Raw genomic sequence first — 13,647 nt, forward strand, 5'->3', positions numbered from 1 at the left:
GCGCGGTGGCCGGGCGCAGCTGGTCGCGGGGCCTACGCGACCTGCTGTTGCCCGATGAGGTTGCGATCCTCGCCCGGCGCGGTGGCCGGGCGCAGCTGGTCGCGGGGCCTACGCGACCTGCTGTTGCCCGATGAGGTTGCGATCCTCGCCCGGCGCGGTGGCCGGGCGCAGCCCGCGAATAAATGCGGATGATCTCACCGTACGATGCGTTGCGATCCTCGCCCGGCGCGGTGGCCGGGCGCAGCCAGCGGTTCTTGACGACGCTCAGGAGGTACGGCAGGGCGTTGCGATCCTCGCCCGGCGCGGTGGCCGGGCGCAGCTAGGCAGCGACCGCCGCCGCGTCCCGCTTGACCAGGTCGTTGCGATCCTCGCCCGGCGCGGTGGCCGGGCGCAGCACGGCGGCGATCTGCAGGATCTCCCCGGAGAGCTTGAGGTTGCGATCCTCGCCCGGCGCGGTGGCCGGGCGCAGCGCTCGGACGCGGCCAGCCGGTCATTCGCCGCGCGCCTGTTGCGATCCTCGCCCGGCGCGGTGGCCGGGCGCAGCTGAAGCCGTTCTGGCGTGGCGTCCTGGCGGGGACGACGTTGCGATCCTCGCCCGGCGCGGTGGCCAGGCGCAGCCGGTAGCGGCGGCACCCCATCCGTTGCTGGTCGTGCGGCTGTTGCGATCCTCGCCCGGCGCGGTGGCCGGGCGCAGCTTCGCGGAAGACTTTCGGCCAACCTCCACCCACGCGAGTTGCGATCCTCGCCCGGCGCGGTGGCCGGGCGCAGCGACCAGCCGGGAATGTTGGTTCGTCAATCCGTGGATCGTTGCGATCCTCGCCCGGCGCGGTGGCCGGGCGCAGCAGCGGCGCCGCGTTGGCGCCCGTGCCGGACCACACCTGGTTGCGATCCTCGCCCGGCGCGGTGGCCGGGCGCAGCGATGGACCGGAGCACGCCCCACGGGTGGGCGGGGAGGTTGCGATCCTCGCCCGGCGCGGTGGCCGGGCGCAGCTAAGGAGCGGTTGTCCCGGCGCGACGAGCGCGACATCGTTGCGATCCTCGCCCGGCGCGGTGGCCGGGCGCAGCCGGGCCAGGGACGCGCTCGCCAGCCTCAACAAGGAGCGTTGCGATCCTCGCCCGGCGCGGTGGCCGGGCGCAGCACCCGGGGCGGTTGGCGGGACGCGTCCAGCATCGTCACGTTGCGATCCTCGCCCGGCGCGGTGGCCGGGCGCAGCGCCCACAACAACCGGGCGCTCGAACCCCGCGAATACGAGTTGCGATCCTCGCCCGGCGCGGTGGCCGGGCGCAGCGCAGGCGAGGCGGACAGTCGGACGACCAGGTTGTTGATGTTGCGATCCTCGCCCGGCGCGGTGGCCGGGCGCAGCCCGAGAGGACCGAGATGGGCCTGTTCAGCAACCCGCAGTTGCGATCCTCGCCCGGCGCGGTGGCCGGGCGCAGCTAGGCGATCAGCGCCTCGTCCTTGGACATGCGGACGCCGTTGCGATCCTCGCCCGGCGCGGTGGCCGGGCGCAGCCGGCGACGTCACGGACGAAGTCCTCCGCAGTCATCCCGTTGCGATCCTCGCCCGGCGCGGTGGCCGGGCGCAGCCGCCACAGCCTGAGGAGGAAAGACTGTGCCGACCAGCGTTGCGATCCTCGCCCGGCGCGGTGGCCGGGCGCAGCTTTGGTAGCGCGCGCCACACCGCCATCGGTTTCAGCGTTGCGATCCTCGCCCGGCGCGGTGGCCGGGCGCAGCCTCGGGGCTGTTCTCCATCGGTTCCTCCTTCAGTCTTGTTGCGATCCTCGCCCGGCGCGGTGGCCGGGCGCAGCGCCATAGCCGGCGGCAAGACACCGACCGGCAGGCCGGCGGTTGCGATCCTCGCCCGGCGCGGTGGCCGGGCGCAGCCTGGGTGGCGCTGCCGTTCCTGCAGGGCGGCCCGGTGTTGCGATCCTCGCCCGGCGCGGTGGCCGGGCGCAGCGGGCTGCTGGAACTGCTGCGCAAGCCGACCAAGGCGGAGTTGCGATCCTCGCCCGGCGCGGTGGCCGGGCGCAGCCCGCCTCATCCCACGGCCGGCCCGCCCGGCGCACCACCGGTTGCGATCCTCGCCCGGCGCGGTGGCCGGGCGCAGCGCGTCCCGCCTGCCGTTGACGGGGTGCGTCCACTCCACGTTGCGATCCTCGCCCGGCGCGGTGGCCGGGCGCAGCCCGACGATGAAGATCGTGGCATCCTTGGCGATCAGCGAGTTGCGATCCTCGCCCGGCGCGGTGGCCGGGCGCAGCGATCTTCCGGACGGGCAGATCGCTTCCCAACAATGGGTGGTTGCGATCCTCGCCCGGCGCGGTGGCCGGGCGCAGCTCACCCGTGGCACGGTCTCCTCCTTTACTGCGCTACTGTTGCGATCCTCGCCCGGCGCGGTGGCCGGGCGCAGCTTCCCGGCGTTCCCGGTGTCGGCACCCGGACCGTGCGGGTTGCGATCCTCGCCCGGCGCGGTGGCCGGGCGCAGCTCCCGCTCAGCCTCAGACGCCCCGGCGTCATCGCCCAAGTTGCGATCCTCGCCCGGCGCGGTGGCCGGGCGCAGCACCTCGGCCAGGGCCTCGGCGATGACCGCGCTCGGGCTGTTGCGATCCTCGCCCGGCGCGGTGGCCGGGCGCAGCCGTCGGAGTAGTGCCCGACGCGGCGTGGCAGGCCCATGTTGCGATCCTCGCCCGGCGCGGTGGCCGGGCGCAGCGCGACGCCGGCTCCGCAGCCGACCACCCCGCCCACCTCGTTGCGATCCTCGCCCGGCGCGGTGGCCGGGCGCAGCGCCATCCGTTCGGCGTCTTCTTCGTCCTTCGGCGCGAAGTTGCGATCCTCGCCCGGCGCGGTGGCCGGGCGCAGCTTCCGGCCCCAGGTCCGCCCAGTCGACCCGATCCGGTTGCGATCCTCGCCCGGCGCGGTGGCCGGGCGCAGCCAGCTGATGGACGGCAGCGGCCGATGGGTGGTGCTGCTGTTGCGATCCTCGCCCGGCGCGGTGGCCGGGCGCAGCGCCTGCGCGGGGAGATGACCCGGCTGCTCGCCGACGCGTTGCGATCCTCGCCCGGCGCGGTGGCCGGGCGCAGCCGCCGGGCGGTGGCCGTCACCTCGCTCGGCTGGGCGGTGTTGCGATCCTCGCCCGGCGCGGTGGCCGGGCGCAGCGCCGCCGGCTTTTTGCATCCGGCCGAGACCCTTGATGTTGCGATCCTCGCCCGGCGCGGTGGCCGGGCGCAGCTCGCTCGCGTAGGCGTTGGCCACGTGCGAGGGCCCGCTGTTGCGATCCTCGCCCGGCGCGGTGGCCGGGCGCAGCGGCCGCGGCCGGCGACGCGGGGCGGGTCCACGTGCGGGTTGCGATCCTCGCCCGGCGCGGTGGCCGGGCGCAGCCTTGGCGTCGGCCAGCAGCCGGCCCAGCTCGGAGGCGTTGCGATCCTCGCCCGGCGCGGTGGCCGGGCGCAGCCCCCTGCTGGCGACGCTGTCGCTACGCCGGCGGCTGTTGCGATCCTCGCCCGGCGCGGTGGCCGGGCGCAGCGCCACGCGCGGGCTTGCAGCGTGTCGCTCACACACCGGTTGCGATCCTCGCCCGGCGCGGTGGCCGGGCGCAGCGTCAAGGAGACCGGCACGGGCAACACCGGCTGGATCGCGTTGCGATCCTCGCCCGGCGCGGTGGCCGGGCGCAGCCGTGCCGTCGGGGGCCACCTGGTCGGGGTTGATGACGTTGCGATCCTCGCCCGGCGCGGTGGCCGGGCGCAGCCAGGGGCAGATCGCGCAGATGGTCGACACCGACCGGGTTGCGATCCTCGCCCGGCGCGGTGGCCGGGCGCAGCCCTTGCCGAAAATCCAGAGCATCAGGCCCGAGCAGTCGTTGCGATCCTCGCCCGGCGCGGTGGCCGGGCGCAGCCGTGCCGTCGGGGGCCACCTGGTCGGGGTTGATGACGTTGCGATCCTCGCCCGGCGCGGTGGCCGGGCGCAGCCAGGGGCAGATCGCGCAGATGGTCGACACCGACCGGGTTGCGATCCTCGCCCGGCGCGGTGGCCGGGCGCAGCCCTTGCCGAAAATCCAGAGCATCAGGCCCGAGCAGTCGTTGCGATCCTCGCCCGGCGCGGTGGCCGGGCGCAGCCACCAGATCACCGAGAACCGGGTCACCGCACTGTCGTTGCGATCCTCGCCCGGCGCGGTGGCCGGGCGCAGCTCTAGCGCATTAGCGGGTGCCGTAGGCCCGTCCGCGTTGCGATCCTCGCCCGGCGCGGTGGCCGGGCGCAGCGGTTCGCGAGCAGCGGCGATAGCGATATGCCGATACGTTGTCGACTTGCCCGCGTTCCGGTTTGTTCATTTGATCCGCATTTCTCGGCTCGGAACCCTCTGGGGTTTCCGCGTTCACTTGGGGTTCCTAGATCACCAATGGCCCCCGTGGGTCGATCAACCGTGGCTTGCCAAGATGTTCTACATCGTCGAGCGCGTGGGCCGGCAGCCGGTAGATCCGGATGCTGTCCTGGGTCGGGTCGATGGCCTCCTGGAGTGCGGCGACCAAGCGCACCTTGTCGGTTTCGCGGCAGACGACCTCGAACACCGACTGCTGCACGCGGTGGCCGTACGCCTCACAGATCTTGGCGACCTTGCGCAGTCGGCGTTGCCCCTGTGGGGTGACTGTCTCGACGTCGTACGTGACGAGCAGGTCCATGGTTCAGTTCACCGTCCATGGCTCGTACGCGACCAGGTCCCCGCGGAGGTGGCGGGCGAGTAGCCGGGCTTGCACGAGCGGTAGCAGCGCGGCGGGCACCTCACGGCCGAGTTGGGCGTGCGGCCAGTTGCGTTGCCGGCTCTGTTGCCATGCGGCCAGCACGGTCTTGCGTCCACCGTCTGTGAGCCGGTACGCCTTGTTCGGCAGTTCTTCAAAATCGTTCGGGGTCAGCTCGCGTCGGTTGAGCATGGTGAGCGCGAGCCGGTCGGCCAGTAGTGGCCGGAACTCTTCCATCAGGTCTAGGGCGAGAGCGGGTTTGCCTGGCCGGACGGCGTGCAGGAAGCCGATGTACGGGTCGAGTCCGACCTGCTCGAGTGCGCCCTGCACGGCGACGCGCAGCATGCCGTACAGGAAGGAGAGTAGGCAGTTCAGCGGATCGGTGGGCGGTCGTTTGTTCCGCCCGGATGCCTTCCAGTCCGTGCTTGAGCCGAGCAGGTACGGCATGGCGGCGAAGTAGTCGCGTGCGGCGATGCCTTCGACGCCGAGCACTTCGTTGGTGCTTGCTGCGGTGGTGAGCAGTTCAAGCCGCCCGGCGAGAAGTTCGGCGCTCGCTCGTAGCGCGGTCTGCCGGTGTCCGCTGGTGTCCCGGGCGGCGCGTAGCAGCACTTGTCGCGCGTTGTGTATTTTGCCGGCGACGATGGCGATCGCGATGGGCAGTTGTCGGTCCGGCGAGTCGGCGGCCCGGTGTTGGGCTTGGCGGAGCAGCGGGTTGCCGTGGGTGGGGCCGACCAGGCCGGCTCGGAACCGTCCGCTGCCGGTGAGCCAGCTGACGGAGCGGCCGTCGTCGGCGCATCGCAGCAGCAGGTCGTCGCTGGGCGTCACACCGCTGAACAGGACCAGGTGATCGAGCCGGACGAGCGGCAGCAGCCGGCGTCCGGGCTGGTCGGGGTGGTATACCCGGACGGTGTCGCCGTCGAGGTGCAGGCTGGTGCCGGGGGTCTGCACATAGAGGGTGTTGAGCAGCTCAGTCACGCCACTGTCCCAATGGTCGTGGGGTCAACAGGTCGGGTGTGGCCTGCCGCCGGCCGTCGGTCAGCTCGGGCAGGCAGTCCTCCCGGAGCGAACATCGCCGGCAGCGGGCGTCGTTGCGTGCCGCCGGCAACGCGGGGGTGTCGAGCAGCCGGCGTACGGCCACGGTCGCGACCGCGACCCGGTCGAGCAGGTCGGCGTCGATGGGTACGGCGTGTCGGCGGCGTTCGGCGACCGAGTAGATGTAGCCGGTTGGCACGTCGAAGCCGGCTTCGAGGAGGCAGAGTGCCTGCCCGCCGAGTTGCAGGTCGGCGGGCCCACCGGCTTTGTAGCGTCCGACCTTGTATTCGACCGGTGTGGCCGTACCCTTTTCGAACTCGACGATGTCGCAGATGCCGCGCAGGCCGTGGGTGTGGCTCCACACCGGTAGCGACCGGATCACGGTGAGGCCCCGGCGGTGTTGGATGCCGGGCAGGTCGACGGTGGTGTGGCTGAGGTCGCCGCGTACCGTTTCGACGCTTTCCGACCAGACGCCCTCGACGTGGATCAGCGCGGTCTGCCGGTGGCAGTAGGCGTAGTGCTCCAGCGCGGACAGCGGCACCTCCCGCAGGTCGGTGCCGCTGTCCGCCGAGTGGTCGCCGGTCACGGCCAGAGGTCGACCAGCTTGGTCAGCTCGACGCCGTCCGGTAGCCCCGACTCGTCGATGTTGCGGGTGTAGTCGGTGTGAGCGCGCGCCGCCTTGTCCTTGTTCTCTCGCTCAAGCGTGATGCGCTGCGTGAGGGCGGCCGAGGGGGCGATCCCGAACGCGTCGGGGTGGCTGAACACGTAGAGCCCGCACAGCTTCATCTCACCCCGGGTGGCAGCCCGGTCGTGGTCGAACATGACCGTGATGGCCTGCCACAGTGCGGCCAGGTCATCGCTGGTCACGCCAGTCTTCGCGGCCCGGGGCGCGGAGTAGAACACGTGCGCCCGGTACAGGCCGTACGGAACGGTCCACTTGGAGCCGATCTCCGTACGCTCCCCCTTGTCGATGTCCTCCTGCCGGGTCTGGGTGACCCGGGTGATGGTGTGGTCGGTGGGCAGGATCGGATGGATGCTGCGGGCGAAGGTGAGCTGGAGCGGGCCGCGGACCTGACCAGCACCTCCGCTCTTCCCGGTGCTGAGCACCGCGCCAAACATCCGTACATCGAAGTAGTGCTCGCAGAGCCACTGTTGGGCCACTGCGATCTCGGCCGGGGTCGGCTTGTTACTGATCTTGGGTGGTCTGGCGACGAAGGCACCGTCGATCCGAGTGTTCAGGGCGAAGCCGGCCTCGACGAAGATGCCGTAGCGGGGATCGTCGCCCCGCAGCAGCGATACCGTGTCGCGGATCTTGCGCTTGATCGCCACGTCGGTGACCAGGCCCTGTCCGGTCTCGTCGTCGGTACGCGGCTGGTTGCCGGCGTCCGGGTCACCGTTCGGGTTGCCGTCGCTGACGTCGAACAGCAGGACGGCGTCGTGGCGGCGGGTTGGGTCGAGGTGTGCGGCGGTCATGCGTCGTCTCCTTCGTCGTCGGTGGTCGGCGCCAGGTCGTCGGGCTCCGGGGGCAGGTCGGTCTTCTTCTTGTTCGCGGCCGCCGCGAGTCGCTCGGCCCGCATCGCGGCCCGCTGCTGGTGGTAGCCGAGGATGAACTGGGCCTTGTCGGTCAGCACCGCGCCGCCGGGAATCGCGTCGAGCTGGACAAAGAGGTCGTCGAGTCGACGTTCGTAGGCGTCGGACCAGTTCGGCCGGTGTAGGGGCCCGCGCAGGCGTTTGAGCCACGCCTGCACATTGCGGCGGCCGGAAACGATGACGACCTGCGGGTTGTCGATGGCTCGGCCGAAGTAGCGCTCGGCGAAGGTGGTGTTCAGCTTCTGGTCGGCGACCCGGAACACGGTCCGTTGCAGGTCGTCCATCACGGCGAAGATTCGGCCGGACACGTAGGCCGGCTTCTGCTTGTGCTCCACGTTCAAGGTCGGCGTCAGCCTCTCTCGTTCATGCTCGGGCAGATTCGGGTGGCGGCGGAGAGCGAGCCGGATCAGCGCGGCGCGGGCCGCGTCGAGCCGACCGTCGATACGGATCCGGTTGATGACATGGTTGAGCAGTTTCGGCGGCAGCGGCCGCTTGAGCAGCGCGGCCCTGAGCAGGCGGTGGAACAGGTCGGGCGGTCGGTGTTCGCCGGACGCGCCGAAATTGGTCCAGGTCCCGGGGCCACCGTTGCGTCCGGCCTCGAACCGCCCGGCGGCCCGGGCCAGCTGGGAGACCTTGATCTCCACTACCTCACCGGTCCAGGCGTCGACAATCCTGTGGTCCTCGAACCAGGCTCGGATGTTCTCCTTCACTTGGCGGATCGGCTGCTCGATCCAGTCCCGTACGACCACCCGGGCGACGTTGCCGCCCACTGTCACCGAGCAGTAGCGGGACAGATCCTCGACCGCTGCTTCCTCTCCGCTGGCGGGGCCCGCGATCAGGCTCTGAATCTGGGCCGGATCTAGCTGCTCGACGGTCGCCCACGGTTCGAAGGTCGACCCGCCCAGCACCCACCAGGCGAGCCGAGCGTTCTGCCCGGACAAGGCGGTGCTGTGCAGCGGATCGGACAGCAGACCGGCCAACGCGGTCATGAACTTGAGACCGCAGCCGGCGCAGATCGGGGTGTTGGTGAGTTGCTCTTGCAGCTCGTAGCCGTGCACAGCTTTGTTCATGCTGACCAGCGACGCGTTTTGGGTGGCACCGGGCACCCAGCGCCGAGGAATCTGCTGCGGCACGGTCTTGAGCAACGGCTGCACCTGGCCGCAGACCAGACACAGCCCTGAGCGCCCTGAGCTCTTCCGGTCACCGGCCACCCCGGCCCAGAACCGCCGCGCCGCGCCGGTGTCCGCCGCGTAGACTCCGTCGACCCAGAATCCGATCAGGTCGCCTCTGCTCCAATCGGCCGGCGGTTGGAGCTTGCCGGCATGCCCGTCCCGGTAAAAGGCGGCGATCGCCGGGCCCGGGCCATCCGGTTCGGCGGCGGCCCATTCGGTGATCAGGGCGCAGAAGGCGTCGCGCTGTTTCGCGACCCGCTCCGGCTTGGCGCCCTCCGACAGCCAGCCGAAGACGTACTCGCCGTTGTCGACCGCGAGCGCGGGCGAGATTCCGCTCGTCTTGACCACGGCCGGTACTAGCCGCTGCACGCCGAACCGGCGTTGCGGGTCGTCCTTGTCCGCCGTACTGACAAGATCGCCCCGAGGTACGCCATTACCGTCGATCTCCAGGCTCCAGCGCACGGGTTTCCGAGCGTAGAACGCCGGGATGACGTCCTCGCTGGTGTCGGCGTACTCCACCAGCCGTTGCAGCAGCACTAGACCACCTGGCCTTCTACCGGGAGCGCCAACTCGATCCCGCGCTCGGGCACGTAGAGCACACCGTCAACGACCCGGGCGGCGAACCACTCCATCCGCGGCTGACCAGGCTTCCCGTCACGGTGGACGGAGTGCAGCATGATGCCGACCTCCTCGTCGACGTCGGCCCGTGGGGTGTCATCCGGCCAGCCGAACTCGGCACTGAACTCCCGAGTGCCGAGGTACGGCTGCTGGAAGCAGGCGCCCTTGCGGACCCGGCGACGAAGCTGGTCACGGTACGCCGCGACCGTCTTGTCCGCGTGCGCGGCCAACTCGATGTGGGCATGGATTCGATACGCCACGTCGCGCAGGCACACGGCGTTGCGCTGGTCGCGGTGCGCCGCAGTGTCCACCCGGCGGGTGCCCTTGATCGCCTCGGCCAACGGCGCGACGTCAGAGGTCTCGTTGCGCCGGACCGAGAACTGCTTCACCGGCTTCAGCACCTCGATCGCAACAACCTGGTACCGCATCTCCGGCTTCCAGAAGATCGATTCGAGTACGCCCACCGCAGCCGACGGGGTCATCACCGGATAACTGACCCGCTCCACCTTCAACTCCGGCCGCGAGAACAGCGCCGCCTCACCGCTGACCTGCACAACGATCGGGAGATCACCCTCCGCGCTTCGCCGCAGAGTCAGCCCGTTGACCACATCCGTCGTCACAGCACAAATCCCTCCAAGATCAAAGCCAATCGAACAAGATCGAAAATTCACTGACCACGGGATCGGCGAATCCCCCACAGAACGGGTGCGAGCTTGCCTCATCGGTACGACACTTCTCACCTTCGGCCGGCATAGATAGATCATCTCCTGCCCGAGGTACTGCGACATCGGGAAGAGCGACGCCCCATGGCGACCTGCCGTCGAAGAACTCGCATCGCTCGACCTAGGACCGCTCGCACACTCGGACCAGCGCATGCCGCGCCAGCAACGTTTCGATCCTCAGCGCTCGTGAGCACTGCAGCCAGAACCATCCAGCAGAGGATGGTCGTGCACCAACCAGCGGCTGAAAACGCGAGCCTTCGTCGCGAACCTCGAAGTCGCGCATTGCTCAATCTTGGGTTTTGATACTAGCGCAACTTTCGTTGCAGGCGCCGCAGGCTGCCTCCCAAATGGTTGCTGCCGCCGACCAGCTATGGCATCCTTCTTCCGGTTAGCCCAACGGGCCATTCGGATCAACCAGTTGATCGAGCCCAAGGAAGATGCATGGGTAATGATCAAAAGAGCACAGCCCTGCTCAACGGCCAACAGACTGCGCCTTCCAACAAACGAATGCCGTTAAGGGTTGCGTTGATCTTGACGGTGGCGATCCACCTAGCGATCGCCGCAACTCCCAGAGACGGCCTGGCAACTGGGATAACAGTCGGCCTCCTCGCGGTTCTAGCCCTAGCTCGCCTGATGGAATGACGTAGCTCCGCGTCGCTGGCCGGAGGCACGCAGGCACTCACCCAGGCAACCACTTAGGACCGAGGCGGCATCTGGCTGTCAAATCACGAACTGCTCCAGGTTCGGGTCGAGGTTGATGCCGGTGGCGTCGTACTCGCCGACCCACTCGACCAGCACGCCCCGCCGCACCTCGTTGCCGAGGATCGGCCGCAGAAGCGCCATCACACCGGGTTGGCGCAGCGCGCTGGGGTGAAGGTTCGTCGTATACGCCTGCAGCCGCCGCAGCTTCACAAGGTCCGGAACCGGTGCCTGACGCAGTTCCTCGACCAAGGTCTCCAGTTCACGCCGCAGTTCAGGTGTCTCGGCCCCCTGTGTCGTCACCACGCTGATCCCGTCATCGTCGATCATTCGGAACGCCAGCTTCCGATCCCGCTGTTTGGTGCCCGCGTCCATCGGCCCCTCGGCCACAGTCTGGAACTCCCAGCGCCGCCGAGCCTGCTGTGTGCGCTGCCCGACGTGCTGGCCGTCGGCGAGGTTGAGCACGTCGTACACGTTGCGGTAATAGCGTCCGAGCGCCGCCAGGTCGTCCGGGTCGACCTTGTCCGGTCCGAACTGGCGCCCGGTACAGCCGACCAAGGTCTTGTACGAGGGCGGCTGCCCGCCGTCCTCCGGCGCGAACACGATGACCCGCCCACCGTCCGCCATCCGACCCTCGCGGTTGGCTCGCCCGGCCGCCTGAAGCAGCGAGTCGGCCGGAGCCATCGCACGGAACACGACCGGGAAGTCGACGTCCACCCCAGCCTCGATCAGTTGGGTAGCTACGAGCAGGACCCTTTCGCCCCGGTTGAGGCGTGCCCGCACCTTTTCCAGTACCCGTTGCCGGTGGTCCGGGCACATCCGGGTGGACAGGTGCCAGGCCACACCGTCCGGCTCGGCATCACGCCACTGGTCGAACACCGCTTTCGCGTCCGCGGTCGTGTTGACCACGACCAGCGCCGCCGGCTCCGACGCGGCCTGGTCAGCGACGCCGGCCAACGTCGGCTTCGGGTCGAGCTGCCACTCGTACCGCACTCTTCGCAGATCACTGACCAGCTTCGGAGTGTCGTGGATCAGGTCGGTGCAGGGCACTTCCTTGAACTCGTTCAAGGCCCAGAAGCTCGGCTGTGTCGCCGAGGAGAGCAGCACGGTCGCGCCGAAGTGCCGCACGAGCAGCCGGAGTCCGTCGAGGATTGGCGCGAGCATCGCGTGCGGCAGCGCCTGCACCTCGTCCAGCACGATCACCGAGTTGGCGAGCCGGTGCACCCGGCGCATCGCCGATGGCTTGCGGGCGTACAACGACTCGAAGAGCCGGACGAAGGTGGTGACGACGAACGGCGCATCCCAGTTCTCGGCCGCAAGCCGAGCCCACCGGCCGGCTTCCGGGTCGTCAAAGTCGGCCTGGCTGTGATGTTCGAGGACGACCGGCTCCGCGCCGTCCTCGTCGAGCAGCCGCCGGTAGACGGCGGCATTCTGCTCGGTGATGGTGAGGAACGGGACCGCCACGATGACCCGACGCAGGCCATGCTTCTCCGCGTGCCGCAGCGCGAACCCGCCACTCGCGAGGGTCTTACCGGCCCCGGTCGGCGCGCCGAGGCGGAACACCCCGCGATCCCGGTCGGCCGCCGCGAGGCAGTCCGCGTAGACCTGCTCCCGCAGACTGCCGATCGGAGTGCCGCCACGCCCGGCGAGTTCATCACGCCGCCGCTGTTCGAACACCTTGTAGAGGTGCCCGAAGTCGGCGTCCGGACGTACGCGTGGGCTGGCCAGTCCCTGGAAGTGCGCGCTGGTGTCCAGGCTGTCCGCGTCGACCAGGGCGCTGTAGCACAGACGCAGCGCCATCTCCCCCACCAGCGGATCTGCCCGCCAGTCCGCCGGCACCAGATGGTCGAGCCGTTCCGGCAGGTCCGGCAACAGCCCGGGCAGCGCCCGCTCGGCGGACGTCACGTTGTCAGGCGCGTCAGCAAGTCGACTCCGGAACGAGGCGCGCAGTTGTGGCGCGTCGATCAGCCCGCCGTGATGGCCGAAGATCGCACCGGCGAACGCGGCAAGTCCACGTTCGTATGCGATCCGGGTGCCGAGTGACTTGTGGTCGATGCCGACTGGGCGGCCGGTGGACGCGACAGCAGCAAGCTTGTCCTGCCAGGCGCAGGCCGCCTTGCCCACGTCATGCAACGCGCCAAGCCAGTACGACACGTCGCCCCCGCCGAATGGGCCGGTAAACCGTCGCGCCAGCTCTGCGGTGCTCCGAAGATGATCGGCAAGAGAATGCCACCGGCTGCTTTCAGGAGCAGGGCTGTGGGCCCAGAGAGAACTTACACCAGACACGATCGGTCCCCACGAACGTCGTCGAGTTGCCTCGGCAGTGAACCGCAGATTCAACACCAGGGCCGTGAGATATCGGTGGTTGGCGGTCTATTCGGCGTGTCGGGGCGACGCGAAGCCGGCGCCTACATCCTGTGCGAGGGTACCGAGAAGGCATTGCCTGCCTTGGCCCGCGCTCTGAACCAGCTTGGCGAGCGGGTAATGCCTCGTTGGCGGCGCAGGCGACCGCCGGGGATCCGGCCGTCGATTGCCGCCACAGTTAGGCGACGTCGCCCACGTAGCCGATGTGCGGGTCGCTGGCGGCGAGGGCGGCGATCCGTAGCCGCAGGGCGTGAGGCAGCAGGTTGCGGCCGGGCACCTTCTCCAGTTCGACCCACTCGAGCCCGGTTTGCAGGTCGTCCTCGGCGTGGCCGCTGAGCTGTCCCGGCGTCCCATCCGGCGTGCAGTGGAAGATCGCCTCGATGCGGTGGGTGCCGGCTTCGGTGTCGGCGTGTTCGTGGTTGGCGCCGATGTACTCGCGCAGCCGGAGCATGCGTACGACTCGCACGGTCAGGCCGGTTTCTTCGTGAACCTCACGGCATGCGGCGGCGTCGAGCGGTTCGCCGGGACGTTGGCCGCCGCCGGGCAGGAAGTAGCAGTCCGTGCCTTCCCACATGGCTCGTTGGAGCAGGACGCGTCCGTTGTGGACGACGACGGCTTTGGCGGAGGTGCGGATGGTCGGGGTCACGGGCTCGGCCACGAGGTGGTCTCCTTCCTCGACGAGGGCGAGTGGGGTGTCGGCGTTCGGCCTTGCCGAAACCGCGG

Annotated in this window: 8 protein-coding genes and 1 CRISPR repeat array; all 8 genes read right to left on the minus strand. The window is 69.8% G+C overall.

Annotated features, from left to right (window positions below):
- Positions 1 to 59 precede the first annotated feature (59 nt).
- Positions 60 to 4,253: a CRISPR direct-repeat array (repeat unit 37 nt; unit sequence GTTGCGATCCTCGCCCGGCGCGGTGGCCGGGCGCAGC).
- Between the two features lie 126 nt (positions 4,254 to 4,379).
- Entirely contained in the window at positions 4,380 to 4,670 is a 291-nt protein-coding gene (cas2, locus tag AB0C02_RS18420; protein WP_357549425.1) for a CRISPR-associated endonuclease Cas2, read from the minus strand.
- Between the two features lie 3 nt (positions 4,671 to 4,673).
- Entirely contained in the window at positions 4,674 to 5,702 is a 1,029-nt protein-coding gene (gene cas1c, locus AB0C02_RS18425) for a type I-C CRISPR-associated endonuclease Cas1c (RefSeq protein WP_357549427.1), read from the minus strand.
- Positions 5,695 to 6,345, minus strand: coding sequence for a CRISPR-associated protein Cas4 (gene cas4, locus AB0C02_RS18430; RefSeq protein WP_357549428.1), 651 nt, complete (start codon positions 6,343 to 6,345; stop codon positions 5,695 to 5,697). The genes cas1c and cas4 overlap by 8 nt, the downstream gene beginning before the upstream one ends.
- Positions 6,342 to 7,232, minus strand: a complete 891-nt coding sequence (gene cas7c, locus AB0C02_RS18435) for a type I-C CRISPR-associated protein Cas7/Csd2 (protein WP_357549430.1) — start codon at positions 7,230 to 7,232, stop codon at positions 6,342 to 6,344. Before cas7c ends, cas4 begins: the two co-directional genes overlap by 4 nt.
- Positions 7,229 to 9,058, minus strand: a complete 1,830-nt coding sequence (cas8c, locus tag AB0C02_RS18440) for a type I-C CRISPR-associated protein Cas8c/Csd1 (protein WP_357549431.1) — start codon at positions 9,056 to 9,058, stop codon at positions 7,229 to 7,231. Before cas8c ends, cas7c begins: the two co-directional genes overlap by 4 nt.
- The gene (gene cas5c, locus AB0C02_RS18445; protein WP_357549576.1) at positions 9,058 to 9,747 is read right to left on the minus strand and encodes a type I-C CRISPR-associated protein Cas5c; all 690 of its coding nucleotides are present in this window, start codon (positions 9,745 to 9,747) and stop codon (positions 9,058 to 9,060) included. The genes cas8c and cas5c overlap by 1 nt, the downstream gene beginning before the upstream one ends.
- Positions 9,748 to 10,581: 834 nt before the next feature.
- Complete coding sequence (cas3, locus tag AB0C02_RS18450) at positions 10,582 to 12,846, minus strand: CRISPR-associated helicase Cas3' (protein ID WP_357549432.1); 2,265 nt, start codon at positions 12,844 to 12,846, stop codon at positions 10,582 to 10,584.
- Positions 12,847 to 13,102: 256 nt separating this feature from the next.
- Positions 13,103 to 13,582: an NUDIX domain-containing protein gene (locus tag AB0C02_RS18455; protein ID WP_357549435.1), complete on the minus strand. Its 480-nt coding sequence runs from the start codon at positions 13,580 to 13,582 to the stop codon at positions 13,103 to 13,105.
- Positions 13,583 to 13,647 lie beyond the last annotated feature (65 nt).

The organism is Micromonospora sp. NPDC048999, assembly GCF_040649295.1.
Lineage (GTDB): Bacteria > Actinomycetota > Actinomycetes > Mycobacteriales > Micromonosporaceae > Micromonospora.